General features: G+C 42.7%; 17 protein-coding genes. 1 reads left to right on the top strand and 16 read right to left on the bottom strand.

Annotated elements, in window-relative coordinates:
- Window positions 1–13: 13 nt before the first annotated feature.
- The 15 genes from cls to A5877_RS13105 form a co-directional block, all read right to left on the bottom strand.
- On the bottom strand, window positions 14–1459 hold the full coding sequence (cls, locus tag A5877_RS13185) for a cardiolipin synthase (RefSeq protein WP_005237291.1): 1446 nt from the start codon (window positions 1457–1459) through the stop codon (window positions 14–16).
- A gap of 123 nt (window positions 1460–1582) precedes the next feature.
- On the bottom strand, window positions 1583–2467 hold the full coding sequence (gene ftsX, locus A5877_RS13175) for a permease-like cell division protein FtsX (protein ID WP_005237292.1): 885 nt from the start codon (window positions 2465–2467) through the stop codon (window positions 1583–1585).
- Window positions 2460–3146: a cell division ATP-binding protein FtsE gene (gene ftsE, locus A5877_RS13170; protein WP_005237293.1), complete on the bottom strand. Its 687-nt coding sequence runs from the start codon at window positions 3144–3146 to the stop codon at window positions 2460–2462. Before ftsE ends, ftsX begins: the two co-directional genes overlap by 8 nt.
- A 112-nt stretch (window positions 3147–3258) precedes the next feature.
- A protein-coding gene (gene prfB, locus A5877_RS13165) for a peptide chain release factor 2 (protein WP_101495161.1) occupies window positions 3259–4366 on the bottom strand; the annotation gives its coding sequence in 2 pieces (ribosomal slippage) (window positions 3259–4293 and window positions 4295–4366; 1107 coding nt in all).
- 88 nt (window positions 4367–4454) lie between these two features.
- Window positions 4455–6959 (bottom strand): preprotein translocase subunit SecA, encoded by a 2505-nt coding sequence (secA, locus tag A5877_RS13160; RefSeq protein WP_005237295.1) that lies wholly within the window; start codon window positions 6957–6959, stop codon window positions 4455–4457.
- A gap of 247 nt (window positions 6960–7206) precedes the next feature.
- Window positions 7207–8022: a DUF1189 domain-containing protein gene (locus tag A5877_RS13155; protein ID WP_086316960.1), complete on the bottom strand. Its 816-nt coding sequence runs from the start codon at window positions 8020–8022 to the stop codon at window positions 7207–7209.
- Between the two features lie 10 nt (window positions 8023–8032).
- Window positions 8033–8866, bottom strand: a complete 834-nt coding sequence (locus tag A5877_RS13150) for a sugar ABC transporter permease (RefSeq protein WP_005237297.1) — start codon at window positions 8864–8866, stop codon at window positions 8033–8035.
- 2 nt (window positions 8867–8868) lie between these two features.
- Window positions 8869–10158 carry a carbohydrate ABC transporter permease gene (locus A5877_RS13145; protein ID WP_077453540.1) on the bottom strand — a complete coding sequence of 430 codons (1290 nt, stop codon included), beginning with the start codon at window positions 10156–10158 and terminating at the stop codon, window positions 8869–8871.
- A gap of 160 nt (window positions 10159–10318) precedes the next feature.
- Window positions 10319–11584, bottom strand: a complete 1266-nt coding sequence (locus A5877_RS13135; RefSeq protein WP_061053856.1) for an extracellular solute-binding protein — start codon at window positions 11582–11584, stop codon at window positions 10319–10321.
- Window positions 11585–11740: 156 nt separating this feature from the next.
- Window positions 11741–12688, bottom strand: a complete 948-nt coding sequence (locus A5877_RS13130) for a LacI family DNA-binding transcriptional regulator (RefSeq protein ID WP_086316959.1) — start codon at window positions 12686–12688, stop codon at window positions 11741–11743.
- Between the two features lie 187 nt (window positions 12689–12875).
- Window positions 12876–13433: a ribosome-associated translation inhibitor RaiA gene (raiA, locus tag A5877_RS13125; RefSeq protein WP_005237301.1), complete on the bottom strand. Its 558-nt coding sequence runs from the start codon at window positions 13431–13433 to the stop codon at window positions 12876–12878.
- A 137-nt stretch (window positions 13434–13570) separates the two neighbouring features.
- Window positions 13571–14254: a ComF family protein gene (locus A5877_RS13120; protein WP_086299190.1), complete on the bottom strand. Its 684-nt coding sequence runs from the start codon at window positions 14252–14254 to the stop codon at window positions 13571–13573.
- Window positions 14244–15554: a DEAD/DEAH box helicase gene (locus tag A5877_RS13115; protein WP_086316958.1), complete on the bottom strand. Its 1311-nt coding sequence runs from the start codon at window positions 15552–15554 to the stop codon at window positions 14244–14246. Before A5877_RS13115 ends, A5877_RS13120 begins: the two co-directional genes overlap by 11 nt.
- Before the next feature lie 106 nt (window positions 15555–15660).
- The gene (locus A5877_RS13110; RefSeq protein ID WP_005228768.1) at window positions 15661–15981 is read right to left on the bottom strand and encodes a PTS sugar transporter subunit IIB; all 321 of its coding nucleotides are present in this window, start codon (window positions 15979–15981) and stop codon (window positions 15661–15663) included.
- Window positions 15982–16053: 72 nt separating this feature from the next.
- Entirely contained in the window at window positions 16054–16347 is a 294-nt protein-coding gene (locus A5877_RS13105; RefSeq protein WP_005237305.1) for a hypothetical protein, read from the bottom strand.
- A gap of 104 nt (window positions 16348–16451) precedes the next feature.
- Here A5877_RS13105 and A5877_RS13100 point away from each other — a divergent pair, with 104 nt between their 5' ends.
- Window positions 16452–17099 carry a YigZ family protein gene (locus A5877_RS13100; RefSeq protein ID WP_176256977.1) on the top strand — a complete coding sequence of 216 codons (648 nt, stop codon included), beginning with the start codon at window positions 16452–16454 and terminating at the stop codon, window positions 17097–17099.
- Between the two features lie 200 nt (window positions 17100–17299).
- On the opposite strand, the gene A5877_RS13095 is transcribed toward A5877_RS13100, so the two are convergent.
- A complete protein-coding gene (locus A5877_RS13095; RefSeq protein ID WP_005228765.1) occupies window positions 17300–18007 on the bottom strand; it encodes a GntR family transcriptional regulator in 708 nt (235 codons plus the stop codon).
- Window positions 18008–18183 lie beyond the last annotated feature (176 nt).

Raw genomic sequence — 18183 nt, 5'->3', positions numbered from 1 at the left:
AAAGGGCATTTTTTTACAGTAACGGTGACACAAGACGTGCCAGGCCTTCCTTGATCTTGATCGTCAATTTTCTTTGTTGATACGCTTCGATCGTTAACGGTTTGGAATCGATCGAATCCGCCAGAAACGCTTCTTTTGTTTGAGTCGCAAGTTGCGCATCATAGATAATCGTATTGACTTCAAAATCTAAGCGAAAGGATCGAACATCGATATTTGCTGAACCAATCGATACAAGTCCACTATCTATAATCATCGTTTTCGCATGCATAAACCCTTTCTCATAGGTTTCAATGATTGCACCAAAATGAAGCAGCTCAGCCGCAAAGGAATAGGTCGCCCAATATACCAAGGGATGATCCGGTTTATTAGGGATTTGGATATGGACTTTCACCCCAGAAAGCAGTGCCAACTTTAAGGCATTGTGAATAGCTTCATCCGGAATATAGTAGGGCGTTTGGATTAGAATTTCTTTTTTGGCTAAATTGATCATTTTCAAATACGTCATTTTTATTTCTTCATGTTCCGTATCAGGACCACTAGTGATAACTTGGGCTGCGACTGTCCCCGCTTGTTTGATTTCAGGAAACAAAGAAGGATCATATTTGATCTCCAAGGCATGTTGTGAATTCCAATCCATCAAAAACCGATTTTGCAGCGAATAGACAGCTGAACCGGCAATTCGCAAGTGATTGTCTCGCCAATAGCCAAATTTTTCCACTTGTCCTAGATATTCATCTCCCACATTAAAACCGCCTGTATAACCAATCTCACCATCAATCACCACGATTTTACGATGATTCCGATAATTGATTCGCGGATTGACATAAGGAACGAACAAAGGAAAGAAAAAGGCAATTTGCCCGCCATGCAGACGCAATTCATCAAAAAACTTCAATGATACCTGGGTACTGCCCCAAGCATCTAACAAGACTCTTACTTTTACGCCTCGCTTTGCGGCTCGTACCAATGCTTCTTTGACCTCATTTCCCAATGCATCACTGCGATAAATATAATATTCCATATGAATGTGATTTTTTGCCTGTTCGATATCCGCGATCAAGGCATCAAATTTCTGCCGCCCATCGGTATAAAGTGTCATGCTATTGGCTGTCGTATAGAGGGATTGACCAAAGACCGTCAACAGATAGACTAACTGCTGGACTTCTACTTGAGCAGTCGGCGGATGCGGAAACAAATGACGCGCGAGCGCTTGTTTTTGTTCTTCTAATTCAACGTTTAGACCAATCTTTGCTTGTGAGCGCATATCGAAAATCTTTTCCTTGGAAATTCCTCTACCAAAGAAAAAGTAAAGCACAAAACCAACGATTGGGATGAACATCAAGACCAAAAGCCAGGCCCATGTCTGAGCAGTCTGACGTCTCTCTCTGAAAATGATAATGATTGATAACAAAATATTAACTATAAATAAAATGGTTACCAAATTATCCATTACAACCATTTTTCCACCTCTTCCCCGATTTCCCGCTACTAAAGCATATCAAAAAATAGTACCTAAAGTAAAGAAACACTGTGATGAAACAAAAAAAGCCGATCTGACGATCGACTTTAATAAAACATACGTTTAGAATTTTAAAAATCGGCGCATTGATAAGACGGAACCAAGCGAACCAATCACGATACCAATCAGTGCCATCACACCGCACACTTGTATTAGAAACATATTTGGTGCAATTAAGCTGTAATTTGAACGTAGCAAGGATGGATTGACCATTGCATAAACTTGATGATACCCGAAGTACATCAACGCAATTGGGACAATTGATCCTAAGAGTCCGATCCAGCCTCCTTCAAGGAAGAATGGCCAACGAATGTAGCCGTTTTTCGCCCCAACCAGACGCATGATTTGAATTTCTCTTTGACGGGACAAAATCGTGATCCGAATCGTATTAGAGATTAGGAACATTGCCACAAAAATCAGTAAGACAGCAGCAGCTAAGCCCCAAGTCCGCACAGCCGCAGACAATTCAAAGATTCGGTCAGAAGAGTCTCCACCGTAATCGGCTTTAAAGACATTCGGCAAATCCCCAGCTTGTTCTGCGATCTCTGTCGTATACTCTGGATCTGTGGCACTTACAACAAATACGTTATACAGTGGATTACTGTCGCCTTCGAACAAGTTCCATGAATCCCCCATGGCATCCTGGATCTTCTGCAATTCTTCGTCTCGACTAGAAAATGTCACTTCTGAAACGTTCGGCAGATCATTTAAGGCCTGTTCTAAAGCATCCATGTCTTCTTGTTCTGTACCAATATCAACGAAAACCGACACGTCCACATTCTCACGAATATCTTCGGCTAGTTTTGTTGCATTTAAGATTACACCTAGAAAAATACCGACTAATGTTAATGTGATCGTCACGGCACTCAATGACGCGATAGTCATCCAGCCGTTACGCTTTAAACTTTTAATACTCTCCAGGAGATGACGGAAAAATGTTCTAATCATCGTAACCATATTCTCCTTCCGCTTGGTCGCGAATAATGCGGCCATTCTCAATCGCGATCACGCGATGACGAATCGTATTTACGATCGTACTATTATGGGTCGCCATAACGACCGTTGTTCCTTGTGCATTGATTCGATCAAGCAATTTCATGATTTCCCATGAGTTTTCAGGATCTAGATTTCCGGTTGGTTCATCCGCAATCAATACCTTCGGTGTATTTACGATGGCACGAGCGATCGACACCCGTTGTTGTTCCCCACCGGAAAGTTCACTTGGAAAGACCCGAACTTTATGTTTCAGTCCGACCAAATCCAAAACTTCCATCACCCGTTTTTTGATATCACGGGGTTTGCGTCCGATAACTTGCATTGCATAAGCAACATTTTCAAAGACCGTTTTCCGCGGTAAAAGTTTGTAGTCTTGGAAGACCACGCCGATTTCCCGGCGCATCAAAGGGATCTCACGGTTTTTCATGCCGACCAAATCATATCCTGCGACATTCAAAACGCCTTTTGTTGCTCTTTCTTCTCGATACATCAATTTGATAAAGGTTGATTTTCCGGCGCCGGATGGTCCAACGACATAGACAAACTCCCCTTGATCAATTGAAATCGAAAGGTTACGGATAGCAGTCGTACCATTAGAGTACTTTTTCATTATATCTTTCATTTCTATCATACAGCTATCTCTCCATCTCAAATTTTCATTCTGGCTTATTATAGCATGAATATATTTCACCTTGCTTGCAACAGATTACAATTGTGTTTCAATCTGTTTAAGTCATACCAGGTTATTTTTGATTCAGTTTCAGCTTCAAATAGGCATCGATAAAGCCGTCCAAATCGCCATCCATGACTGCCTGTACATTCCCAGTTTCGAAATTCGTTCGGTGATCTTTGACCATTGAATAGGGATGGAAGACATAAGAACGAATTTGCGAGCCCCAGCCGATCTCTAATTGCTCGCCTCGCAAGGCTGCTGCTTCTTGTTCTTTCTTTTCGACTTCTAATTGATACAGCTTAGCTTTCAACATCCCCATCGCTTGCTCACGGTTTTTCAGCTGTGAACGCTGGGCTTGGCTAGCGACCACTGTACCTGTTGGAATGTGAGTGATCCGCACAGCAGATTCGGTTTTGTTGATGTGCTGTCCACCAGCGCCGCTTGCGCGGTACGTATCGATCTTCAAATCATCTGAGTTGATCTCCACATCGATCGCCCCATCTAATTCTGGCATCACATCCACCGAGCAAAATGACGTATGCCGTCTCTTAGCAGAATCAAAAGGTGAAATACGGACCAAGCGATGCACGCCTTTTTCCGACTTCAAATAGCCATAGGCGTTGTGGCCTTTCACAAGTAATGTGACACTTTTGATCCCCGCTTCATCACCGGCTTGATAGTCCAAAGTTTCCACCTGATACCCATGTTGTTCACAAAAACGAGTATACATCCGTAACAGCATGCTGCCCCAGTCTTGCGACTCGGTACCGCCTGCTCCCGGGTGCAGCTCGATGATGGCATTGTTTCGATCATAGGGTTCATCTAACAACATCGACAATTCATAAGAAGCCATTTTCTCATTTAACTTACCGATTCGCGCATCAAGTTCTGCTTCCATTTCCGGATCGGCTTCTTCTTGAATCATTTCCAACATCACTTCGAGTTCTTCCAATTCTTCTGCTAGCTGATTGAATTGATCGTAAGTCTCTTTGTTGGCATTGTTGGCGTTAATGACTTGTTGAGCTTTTTCTGAATCATCCCAAAAGGTAGGATCTGCCATTTGGTGTTCCGCTTCCGCAATGTCCTCTTCTAACTGATCTAAGTCAAAGAGACCCCCTAAAACTGATTATTTTTTCATTCATCTGGGTCAATTGATTCCGAATATCTGCGATTTCCATTAAAATTCCTTCTTTCTTTTTTTCTTACAAACGAAAGTAGACTGGACAAAAACGTCTGCCAGCCTACTCTCACCTTTTTCAAAACTTGTTACATATTTTTCCCGTGGCAATTCTTGAATTTTTTCCCGCTTCCGCAAGGACAAGGATCATTGCGGCCCACGTTTTTGAAACTTGGCGCTTGGGCAGCCGGTGCTTCTTCTACCCCTTGTGCTTCTCCTTGGGCTACTTGTTCCCGTTGAACGTTTTGGCGGATTTCTGCCTTCATAAACAGACGAGTTACTTCATACTCGATGGCTCCAACCATGTTTTCAAACATATTGAATCCTTCTGTTTGGTATTCAACTAACGGATTGTTTTGTCCATAAGCCCGTAACCCAACCGATTGGCGCAATTGATCCATGGCATCGATGTGGTCGGTCCACTTCGTATCAACGACTCGTAAAATCACTACTTTTTCAAATTCCAGTAATTGTTCTGGACTATTAAGTTGTGTTTTCTTTTGTTCAAAGACTTCTTCTGCCCGTTGGTTTAGATAATCTTTAATCTCTTGAGCTGATTTGCCCTTGATGTCTTCAATACTGATGGTATCTTCATGAACAAGTGCATTGGCAGCAAAATCAACGATTCCTTCATAATTCCAATTGCTTTCTTCTAATTGCGTATGACTGTCAACGACACGGCTGATGGAACGTTTCACCATATTCATTAATTGTGGTGAAAGATCCGTTTCTTCCATGATTACTTCTTGACGTTGTCCGTAAATAACTTCCCGCTGTTCTCGCATTACGTCATCGTATTGCAAGACGTTTTTCCGGGTATCGTAGTTATTCCCTTCCACTCGTCTTTGGGCAGATTCTACTTGTTTTGAAAGCATCTTGCTTTGGATCACGGCATCGCCTTCATCGATTTTCATCCGATCTAAGAACACTTTGATTCGTTCAGAACCAAAACGTTTCATTAAATCATCTTCTAGCGACAGGTAAAATTGCGACATCCCTGGATCTCCTTGACGTCCCGCACGTCCCCGCAACTGGTTGTCGATCCGTCGTGATTCGTGACGCTCGGTACCAATAACTGCCAATCCGCCTAGTTCTGCAACACCAAGACCCAACTTGATATCCGTTCCCCGACCAGCCATATTGGTCGCGATCGTTACAGCACCTTTTTGCCCAGCATTCAAAATGATTTCCGCTTCTTTAAAGTGATTCTTGGCATTCAATACTTCATGAGGAACTTTCTCCCGATCAAGCATTGATGATAGTAATTCAGAAGTCTCAACAGCGACCGTCCCTACAAGGACTGGTTGCCCTTTGCGGTGACGCTCTTTGATGTCTTGAACGACTGCTTGGAATTTGCTGGTAAGTGTTGGATAAAGCAAGTCCGCACGATCATCCCGTAAGATCGGTTTGTTCGTAGGAATCTGAATGACTTGCATGTTATAGATTTCTCTAAACTCTTCTTCTTCCGTTTTCGCAGTACCGGTCATCCCAGACAGTTTTTTGTACATCCGGAAATAGTTCTGGAATGTGATCGTCGCCATCGTTTTGGTTTCATCTTCGATCTCGACACTTTCTTTTGCTTCGATCGCTTGATGCAGCCCGTCAGAATAGCGGCGGCCATCCATGATCCGACCTGTAAATTGGTCAACAATCATTACTTTGCCATCTTGCACCACGTAATCAATGTCACGAATCATGATGTAATTCGCCCGCAACGCTTGGTCCAAGTGATGGGTCAATGCGGTGTTTTCGATATCATACAAGTTTTCTAAGCCGAAGGTCTCCTCCGCTTTTTCGATCCCACGTTCTGTCAAGCCGATCGTTTTTGATTGAATATCGATTTTGTAGTCTTCTTCTTCCGTCAAGCGTTTGACGAAATTGTCGACCCGATTGTATAGCGCGGTCGATTTTTCTGCTTGTCCTGAAATGATCAATGGCGTTCTCGCTTCATCGATCAAGATCGAATCGACTTCATCGACAATGGCATAGTTTAATGGACGTTGTACCATTTGATGACGATAAACCACCATGTTGTCCCGCAAATAGTCAAACCCTAATTCATTGTTTGTACTATAAGTGATGTCACAAGCATACGCCGCACGTTTTTCTTCTGCTGATTTTGAGTTGATGTTCAAACCGACTGTCAATCCTAAAAAGTTGTACAGCTCCCCCATCTCAGTCGAGTCACGAGTTGCCAAGTATTCATTGACAGTTACGACGTGGACACCTTGACCGCTCAAAGCATTCAAATAAACAGGTAATGTCGCCGTCAAGGTTTTCCCTTCACCCGTACGCATCTCTGGGATATTCCCATCATGCAAGACGATCCCACCCATTAATTGGACGTGGTAAGGATAAAGGCCCAAAACGCGTTTTGCAGCTTCACGTACTACTGCAAAGGCTTCAGGTAATAATTTATCCAAAGTCTCTCCCTCTTGGAAACGACGACGAAATTCATCGGTTTTCCCGCGTAATTGTTCATCAGATAAAGCGGCCATTTCATCCGCATGTGATTCAACTTGATTCGCAATATGGTCAAGACGTTTTAATTCTTTTTTGTCGTTTTCGATTAATTTTCTAAAAAAATTGGCCATACCTTAATAATTCTCCTTTTACTTCTGCATTATCCTAGCTGGAAACTCTCCTAACTATTTTAGCACTAGTTCACCATAAATGAAATATTTTTCGATAGAACTATCGCATCAATCTTGCGTGATAAACGGATTCTTAACCTTTTTTCACAGATTTTAAAGAAACGAAGGGAAAAAATACGCAACAAGCCATCGATCGGTGCCCAAAGTCCAGCGCACGTCCAAATGACTTGTTGCGAATATTTGCAAATTAGGCCGTTTTAAAACGGGTTTTTATGAAAGCTAAGAAGAGCATCAGCAGCATGCCTAAAGATTGGATCCCAATCATCAAGATGATGTCCGCGCCAATAAATCCTGCCAACATCGCCACCAGAGAGCCTGCCCCCAGTGCATTCAAAATCACGTTGGTACTTTCTTTGAAACTGCTGATCGTCGACAGTCGCGACTTTTTCGTCAGCCAGAGGAAAAACGCTGCGCCCATGACGAGGATACTATTCATTGCCACCAATAAAAATGCCACCGTGATCGTCTGGCTGAAGAAAATCGCCGTCTCGTTGTTGCGATAAAAGCCGTCTTCGATCACTTTCTGAAACGAAGCCGCATCATGCACTTGATCAGGCATCATTTCCGCCGTGTAACGCATCTCATAATGATAGGTTTGTCCATCGATTTCCTCTTTGATGGTCCAGTCTGTTTCACGAAAATTGATGGCATATTTTGCTCTTGAAAGGTCCGCTTCTGAAAGCGCAACACCTATAATGCCCGCTTCTGTTTGCGAAAAGACTTGTGACTCATCCGTTAAAAGTTTGCCATCATCCAGCTGCAGTTCACTGTATTCGGCTGCTGTTTCAGCAGTCATGAGTGTTTTTGCATGGGGGAAAAATGCTGCAAAGGCTTGATCCGTTTGCTTGCTGATCATCAAGGTCAGCGGGATCATCAGCAAGGACATCAAGAAAATATAGACAAACACTTGCTGCCAGCGATTTAATTTTTTACGCCATGCATAGACTTTTGTTGGAGAAAATATGGCCCCAAAGTATGTTAAGGGAAATCGTTGTTCAGACATCCTATCATTCCTATCCTTTTGTTCCGCCCGAGGTCAAACCTGAAACAAAGTATTTTTGTAAGAAGAAAAACAGTGCAGCAATCGGTACGGCGATCAAAATCGCCCCAGCCGCAAAGAGTGCGACCCGTTGATTACGGGCATCGTTGATAAAGGTCTGCAGCCCGACTGCGACGGTCAAACGCTCTTGTGAGCGAAGCAAGAACCGCGCCAGCAAGAATTCGCCGAATGGCCCCATAAAGGCCCACAATGCTTGGACGGCAACCATTGGTTTTACGAGGGGCAAAACGATTTGCCAAAAGATGCGGAAATGCCCTGCACCGTCAAGTTTTGCTGATTCATCCAAGTCGATCGGTACCGTATCAAAGTACCCTTTCATCAGCCAAGTATTCATGGGAATCCCACCACCGATATAGATCAGTGTCAAGAACCAGAAACTATCTAGACCGTTTGCTAATAAGCCCATGACATAAAAAGCGGTCAACGCCGACATCGTTGGCACCATCTGAACGATCAAGAACACCATCAAACTGCTCTTACGACCGGCAAAGCGATAACGACTGTAAGTATACCCTGCCAGTGTTACGATCATTACTTGGATCACCATCGTGGAAACAGCCACGATCAAGGTGTTTTTATACCATGTCAAATAGGGGGTTTCATTGAACAATCGTCGAAAGTTGTTCAATGTCCAATCCGCATCAAAATCCAAGCGAAAGGCGATCATATTCCCTGCCTTGAAGGCTGAGGTTGCGGTAATCAACAAGGGATAGATGATAACGATCGATAAAGCGATCATAAACAAGTAGGTAAATAATTTGCTGAAAGAAAACTTTTTCTTTTTCATCCTCAATCCTCCATATTAAATGCATTCGTCTTTTTAAACACCAGTAATGAAATGGAAATCACCACAAAGGAAATGATCAAGGTCAATGCAGAAGCAATCGAGTATTGTGGCGAGCCGCCCGTCGTCAATTTGTAGATCCATGAAATCAAAATATCCGTCGAACCGGCATTTCCACCTAAACTTCCTGGACCACCTTCGTTAAAGAGATAGATCATGGAGAAGTTATTAAAGTTCCCTGTATATTGCGTAACGAAGGTTGGTGCTGCCACCAAAAAGATCGCCGGTAACGTAATATTGCGAAAACGCTGAATCGCATTTGCTCCATCCATTTTGGCTGCTTCATACAAATCTTCAGAAATGGATTGTAAAATCCCTGAGACCATAACATAAATATATGGAAACCCTAACCAACCTTGAATCAAAATAATCGCGGTCTTTGTCCAAAACGGGTCGGTTTTCCAAGCAATATTGCCAATATCAACAAAAGGCAAATTGTTCAATAGCGGGATCACCTGCGTATTGATCGCTCCAGCGGTATCATTAAACATGTTCGAAAAACTCATGATCGTGATGAACGCTGGCACCGCCCAAGGAAGCAAGAAAATCACCCCGAAGACCCGACGGAACTTCACAAATTTTTGATTGGCAACAACTGCTGTCAGTATTCCTAAGGTAATTTGCAAAGTAGTTGCTAAAACGGTCCAAATCACCGTCCAACTAAACACTTTTACAAAGGTGTCGCGGTAAGAACTTAAGGTGAAGATATTCGTAAAATTCGAAAAACCGATCCAGTCGATTAAGTTTGCTGGCGGAATATGTCGAAAATCATAGTTGGTAAACGCCATGAAGAGTGTCACCATTACCGGAAAAATAATTGCTACGATCATCACCAGATAGGCTGGGATCGTCAATAGATAAGCGAAACCATCCTCATACAATTTATTGAAAAACTCTTTTCTCGTAACTGCCACCGGGAACCCTTTTTCAATACTTTGGCGAACTTGATAGGCATCTTTGATATTTAAAACCCAAAAGATAATGAAAATAACGGTAACGATGACCTGTAGCGTTCCTTCGATCAACAAGAACAAAGAATTGTGTTCCATCGGTACTGATCCCAGTGTGACAAAGTTATATAATGCTTGTCCACCGAACAAAAGCATTTCGCCTAGAAAAATTAGAAAGACCGCAAAAAAGAGTCCCGCTTTAAATTTCTGACCATTTTTGAATTGTCCCACCCCAGGGATGATTGAAAGAAGCGCTGTCTGCATGGCTTTTGAATTCGTCCTCATATGTATCCTCCTTAAAATCGAAAGTCTGCCAAGCGGCCGACGATCCATAGAAATCAATCTCATCAAGCAATTTCTTGCGTGCTACGTTGCAAGGAATCCTTTTGACAAACATCCTCTATAGAATCGTCGACATGAATGACAGACCGTAATCGGCTATTTATTAATATTTCTGCTCAATCGCTTCTTCGATTGTTTTGGCAGCATTATCCGCTGCTTCTTGAGGAGTCATATTGCCTGAACCTGCATCAAACAGCATGTTTTCAGCCCCTACCCAAACCTCAGACATTTCAGGGATATTTGGCATTGGTTGTGAAACACTGTATTGCTCAATCACTGCTTTTGCTACTGGATCATCAGAAGCAGCAACTGTTTCTTGAGCCATAATGTTTGCTGGAATATCATGACGCATTTCATACAATTTCTCTTGATTAGCTTCGTTTGTTAAATATTCGACAAATTGTTGAGAAATGTCTTTGTTTTGTGAGTAGTTGGAAACAACCCATGCTTTTCCACCACCAAACGTTTCATAATCATTGCCATTGCTCAGCGTTGGGATTTTCGCTACGCCATAGTTAATCCCTGCTTCTTCAAAGCCGTTCACGCCCCATGGTCCGTAAATGATGGCTGCTGTTTTGCCTTGGTTAAAGTAATCTAACATCAAGTTTTCGTTGGCTGATACATCCAGCATTCCTTGCGGCCAGACATTTTGGAACCAATCAGTTGCGTACGTGATTGCTTCAACAGAACCTTCATTGTTGATCCCTAAGTCAGATGGATCTGTCCCTTCATCCCCAAAGACATAACCACCATAACCAGCTAATAGACCGTACGTATAATAAAAGTCTGTCCAACGAGCTAAGAAACCAACATTGTCATCGCCTTCTGCAAAACGATCATCTTTTGCTAGCTCTTCTAAATCAGAAAAAGTTGCTGGCGCTTCATCGATCAAATCTTTGTTATAGAACATGACAACTGCTTCAATCATTGCTGGTGCGCCATAGATTTTATCATCGATCGTCACTTGTTGCTTGTCTGTATCGCTGTACCGTCCATCATCTGGCAAAGTCATTTCTGCCAAATGCCCTTGCGAGCCTACTTGACCTACACGATCGTAAGGAGACATCGTAACATCTGGACCTTTCCCAGCAGGACCGTCTAGTTGAAGCGCATCCATTTGATCGAACATATCCATTTCTACAACGTTGATGGTAACATCATTTTCAGATTCAAAGTCAGATTTCACTTCATTGATATAATCAATATAGTCTGCGCCTACAGAGACCGTGAGCGTTTTTTCATCGCTCCCTGAACCTGCATCTGCATTACTACCATCGGTACTACCGCCGTTGCCGCCACACGCTGCAAGCGCTAACAACGCACTTCCTGAAACTAATCCTAGAGCTGCCTTTTTCCAATTCACTTTCATCCTGTTTACCTCCTGCAATTTGTAACTCCATTATGCAACCGGTTTCTTAAAATGGCAAACCTTTTCTAAATGTTAGCGATAACAAAAATAGAAAAAACCTTTAAATTAAGATGTCGAGGAATCAAAAAGAAATTGCGCAACCATTTGCTTAATTTTTCATTTTGTGGATTCACGAACCACGAGTTGAGGTAAAAAGCGCTGTTGTCGCTGGCTCGTATCATTATGTTCGATTTTTTGGATCAATAATTCGCCGCAAACTTCCCCCATTTCCACGATGGCTTGCTTCATCGTTGTCAATTTTGGCGAACTTACCTGATCAAGGAATACGCCATCGTAGCCGATGATCCCAAAATCATCTGGCACCTCCACTCCGATCGACTGTAAGCCTTGATTGATGCCTAACGCTAAACGATCTGTGGCACAGATAAAACAAGTGTTTTTCATTAAATGCTCATTCTGCGATTGGATAAACTTGCGGGCGGCGGAAGATCGGTTGTCAAAACGATAGATTTTTGGTGATATTCCCGCTTTTTTGACTGTATCTATGTACCCTTCTTCTCGGCTTTTCGTAAACGCTTCTTCCAACTCTAAACCAATATAGACCAATTGTTGATAGCCGGTGTCGATAGCATGTTTGCATGCAGAAACGATTCCTTGGTAGTTGTCACTGTCAACAAAACTGAACCCAGCTTCATTTTCGCCAAACAACACCACAGGCTTTCTTAAATTTCTTATCCAGTCCATGTCAGCCTGGCGAAAGCCCGTAATGATGCAGCCATCTGCTGGACCACGATCCACCCCGTCAGTCGTAACTAGCTGCAAAGAATAGTGTGCTTTACCAATAGAACGAGCGATCCCAACCAATAAGTTCATATAGTAAGGTTCCGTCGTATCCATCTCCTCTAAAATATACACTTTGATGATATGGGAACGCTTGGAAACTAATGATTTGGCAGCAATATTCGGCTGATAATCCAATTCAAGCATCGCTTGATGAACCAGCTGCTTTAACTCTTCAGTTACTTTGTCCGGATGATTGATCACTCGAGAAACGGTCATTGCGGAAACATTTGCTTTTTTAGCAACATCTGCTAGCGTAGTCATGATTCACTCTCCTTGTATTATTTCATCTATAGTATAACATAATAAACCAAAAGAAGAACCAAGACACTCTCTATATAAAAAAGATTTCCAGCCAATTTAACGAGTATAAAAAAACAGAGTAGCTTCTCAGCTACTCTGTCAAAAAAGACTATTTTTTGGGGTGTCGAGAAAAAGGTATCAACACTTGTTAATCGGTTTCGATCAACCCGTATTTGCCATCTTTTCGACGATACACAATGCTCGTTCCATTCGTTTCCGCATCTTCAAAGATAAAGAAGTTGTGTCCAAGCATGTTCATTTGTAAAACAGCTTCTTCACTGTCCATTGGTTTTAAAGACAAACGTTTTGTACGTACGATGTCTAATTCAGAACCATTGTTTTCTTCATCGTTTGCTTCAGTTGTGAACAAATCACCATCTGTTGGCGGAACCAATGCTGTCTCGCGAGATTTGCGGTTGATTTTTGTTTTAAATTTGCGGATTTGGCGTTCCAATTTGTCAACAACCAAATCGATACTAGCATATAGATCAGGTGAGGTTTCTTCCGCACGCAGAACTAAGAATGGTAAAGGAATCGTTACTTCTACTTTTGCTGTTTTTTCAGTATAAACTTTCAAATTAACATGTGCTGTTGCTTCCGGCACATCGTTAAAATAACGTTCTAATTTACCTACTTTTTTCTCGACGTAATCACGGATCGCTTCTGTTACCTCGATATTTTCGCCGCGCACATTATATCTAAACATAAAAATTACCCCTTTCGTCTACCAGTAAAGAAGGAAAAGGACCACTCTTTTCTTCTTCTTAACTCTATTATATCGAACTCTTGCTCATTTGCCTAGTAAATCGAACAAATTTCTTTAAGCGTTTTCAAAATAACGATTCAACGGGCAAAGGAAAAGGATCGAATCGACTGGGGGCCAAAGGTCTGCAATGCTTCAGCTGCGTGATATAACGTTCTACCGGTAGTGTAAACATCATCGATCAACAACAGTTTCTTGTTTTTTATTTCAACCGTTGCCTCTGGCTTCACCGCAAAAGGTTGCACCTCCTCTAATCGTTGCTTGCGAGAACGTTGAGCTTGTGGTGCGGTATCAACCACTTTATCCAGCCATTCTTTCGACTTAACTCCGCCTGCGTCCAGCACAGCGGTCACTTGATTAAACCCTCGCTCCTGGTAACGTTCTGCCGATAGCGGGATGGGTATCAAACAATCGTAATCAAAGTTGTTGATCTTTTGTCTGATGGCAGCAGCAAAGGTCTCTCGCAACTGATAGTTTCCCATTAATTTGTATTCGTGAATCCACTCCTTCATCCCTTGATCGTAAGCGAACAGTGCCCGATGCTGCAAATGGATCATGGGACAGGTTTTCGCCCAAAAGAGACAGTCACTGCAGGAAATGGTATCCTTTTTGCCACATGTTGGGCAGCAGCTTTGCCAATCGATCACTGTAAATCGCTGAGCGCATTGTGGACATAATTCTTTTTCGGGGATGCGCCAAGGAGCCAACAGCTCAATGATCGTTACCTCTCTTGAAAAAAATATTTGGCACCAACTACACTCCATCGGTCAACCAGCTCTTTGCTAATTGGTTCATCTCATTGATTTCTTTGATTGCTTGACGGATTGCTTCTGTCATTTGGTCGTAGAAAAAAATGACTTCCCCTTCTGTAAACGCACCTTTGCGATCGACACGGCCAGCGATTTGTACTAACGCCGATTTTGTAAAGACCGGGTGATTGGCTCCCAGTACCACCACTGAGACATTTTCAAACGTTACACCTCGTTCTAAAATCATCGTTGTAAACAACACCTTGTACACTTGGCTGCGTGCCGATTGGACTTTTTCCCTCCGTTTTTCATCTTGTGAAGAAACACTAGTGAGGAGCCATGATGCTTCTTGCCTGCGGACAGCCCCTTCCATTTCCTTCATCAGCTGAATACTTGGACAAAATACCAAGACAAAGTTTTTTTTAACCAACCGCTGCAAGTGCTGTAGCAATGGTCGCAGCCAACGTTTTTTGCGATAAGCCTGCGCCCAGCGGCTATAATGAATAGGTTTCGGAACGATCAGCGGACGCTGATGAAACCGTAGAGGCATTTTTAACACTGCAAATTCCAAATGAATTTCTTGCAACAATCGTTTTGAAGGCGTCGCACTTAAATAGATCAGACACCCGTTTTCTGCCAAGGCATTGTATAATCCGTAACGCAGCTGCGCATCGCCCTCGTAGGGAAATGCATCTATCTCATCCACCACGATCAGTTGAAAGCTGCGATAAAAATGCAGTAGCTGATGAGTGGTGGCAATAAGGATCGTTGTATAACGATAAGGTTCTTCTGATTTCCCATAAAGGAGCAGGCTTTCCTCTTGTGGGAACGCTTGTTGAATCCGGGGGAACAGTTCACGGCAGACATCGATCCGTGGCGAGACGATCGCCACACGACCACCTTCTTGCCGTATGTGGCGGATCGTTTCAAAGATCATCTCGGTCTTCCCTGAACCCGTGACTGACCAAACAAGAGACGATTTCTTTTGTCGACAATTTGCCACTAGTTGCTGAGAAATTTTTTGCTGAAACGAAGTCAACACTCCTGGCCAAACGATCTTGTGATCAAAGGCTGCAAGATCCGTTTGTTGAATTACGAGTTGGCCATCTGATGTGATCCGACCATAGCGAATACAAGTTGGACAGTAATAGCAGCCTATCGGCAATAGAACCGACGGCTTGTGGTGGGAAGAACCGCAACGCTGACAAACGATTCTCTTCCCCTGCTCGAGCATTGCCGGTCGAGAATCAAAAGTTTTTCCTACACTCATTGTTTCATCTAAAACAAAAAATTGTCTTCCTTTTTGATTGGTCATAACATACACCTCAGTTTTAAGTACGCAAAAAAATCGGTTCAAGTACTTTTTGAAAAGTACTTGAACCGATTACAGGTTTCTTGTTTGCTTCAACAGCAGGTCTTGCTTATTCGCCGATCAATGTCAAAGCTTGATCTAAGACTTTTTCGCCGTTCATCATGCCGTAATCTGCCATGTTGATTACTTCTAATGGAATTCCTTTTGGCGCTAGACGTTTCTCGAAATCGCCTTTCATGAAACGAACTTGTGGTCCTAATAGTAAAACGTTTACGTCTTTGCTTTCTAAATGTTGATCTGCTTCTGATGCGGAAACTGCAAAAATATCTGCTTCTAATCCTTTTGCTTCAGCTGCTTTTTGCATTTTTGTTACTAATAAGCTTGTACTCATCCCTGCAGAACAAACTAACATAATTGTTTTTTTCGCCATATCGAACACTCCTTGAATTTTAAGAATAAGATAACATTTCCTATCTCTAGTATAGAACAAGTTTGAAATTTGTCAACGCTTTCTATCCAGCAACCAGTTTGATTTTACTAAACGATTAAAAACGACGTACTCTTTTTTTAAATTGACGAGGACTACCTCGTAGCCGGCATTCAGCCACGCATAAGCCCCATTTTCTGGATGGCGGTAATCATTCGCCCACCAATCGCTACTGGTGCGGGCACTTTTGGGCAAACCGGATGCGGGGAAAAGAAATTCATCAAACTGCGTAAACGTTAAGGTGATTTGCGAACCGCCGTTGTTCTTTAAATAGTGAGTGATCGTATCGTACTTTTTGCGTCTACCCAAAGCAACTGCCTCCTCTTTTTAGGGTCTATGTTCGTACCTGTTTCTTTCTTCTATTTGTAACTTTCCTTCCGATTGCCTATACTAGAAACATAAAGGAGGCGATCGTGCGCGTGACTTATCGAACGATTCGACAAGACGGAGAAACAGAAATAGAAATCAAAAAATCGCGTTTCCTCTGTTCATTAAAACGAATTCAATCAGAAGACGAAGCCAAAGCGTTTATTCAAGCCCTCAAGAAAGAGCATTGGAAGGCAAATCATCATTGCAGCGCCTATGTATTAGGTGAAAATCATGAGATCCAGCGCAGCAGTGATGATGGTGAACCGAGCGGCACCGCTGGGGTACCGATTTTAGAAGTGTTAAAGAAAAACGAACTGATCAATGTGATCGCCGTTGTTACCCGCTACTTCGGTGGAACGAAACTGGGTGCTGGTGGATTGATTCGCGCTTATTCAAGTTCGGCCTCTGCTGGAATCAAAGAGGTAGGAATCGTCGAGGGTATTTTGCATCAAGAACTTGCCTTGACCATCGATTATCCCCTTTTAGGCAAGCTCCAAAACTACTTAGAACTGCAGAATATCTATATAAAAGATATTGCTTATACGGAGAAAATCGTTGTCACCTTAATGATTCCTGAAGCAGTACTTGCCGACCAAGAAGCCGCTCTGATCGATTTGCTACAAGGTCAAGTGCAATTGACCAGAGGGACTACCGAATATGTAGAACGCTTGATCGAGCAGTCAACAGAGTAAGCCAGCTTACTAAAGACCTTCCAGTGTGTGCTCTTTTCCTCAAGGAGGACGCTGCCAAGTTTGCTACAACCAATGCAGGAAGCCCAAATATTTGAAAAGCCGAAACGGTCATACACCCAGCGACGCTAAGCAACAGCAGATACGCTCGTAGGGTCCTTTCGGCTTTTTTGGGCTTTTTGTTGCCAATTGGAAGAGACAGGTTATTTTTCCATATAAAATTCAAAACGATTACCAACATATTGGGTGCGCACGTATTCAAATGGTTGACCATCTTCAAATGAAGTGATTTGCCGCATACGTAAAATCGCATCGCCGCGTTTGATTTGTAAGTAATCAGCAATTTGCTCGGAAGCGACCATGGCTGAGATTGTCTGTGAAGCGCCACCGATTTTCCGTTGTCCTTTTTCCTCTAAAACTTTATAGAGGGAAGAGATGATCTCCTCTTTGCTAAAGTCATGAATAAACTTTTCAGGGATACTCGCTACTTCAAAACAGATCGGCACATCATCCGCATACCGAATCCGCTCCATCCGTAAAATCGTTTCGTGACCTTCTAATTGCAGCTTTTCCATCTCACTGGAGCTAGGTGCCGTCAAGAAATAAGCGACCGCTTTGCTGGAAGGCTTACGACCAAGAGAATTCATGATTTCGGTAAAACTCGTCGTGCCCGTCATTTTCTCTTGTACTTTTTGGCGAGCCACATAAGTGCCGGAACCGATTTTACGCTCAAGAATCCCCTCATCTGCTAAGGTTTGGATCGCTTGTCGCAACGTCATGCGACTCACGCCGAATTGTTTCGACAACTCGCGCTCTGAGGGCAGACGATCCCCGATTTTGTATGTATTGTTTTCAATATTGGCTTTAATTTGATCATGAATTTGGATATAAACAGGTAATTTTTCCACCACTACACATTCCTCCGTTCCCCTCCTATTATAACTGGTATATACCTAAATAGCTAATAAAAAAAGCAAAAACTGCTCTGTTTTTCTCAATTTGTGCGAATTCTTTCCCTATTTTATAGGCAGAAGAAAGAAGTTATCACAAAATGTCCAAACAAGAGCAGTCGCTTTTCTTTTAAATT

The organism is Enterococcus sp. 3C7_DIV0644 (assembly GCF_002141235.1).
GTDB lineage: Bacteria > Bacillota > Bacilli > Lactobacillales > Enterococcaceae > Enterococcus_D > Enterococcus_D entomosocium.
This window is presented reverse-complemented; position numbering and strand designations above follow the sequence as displayed.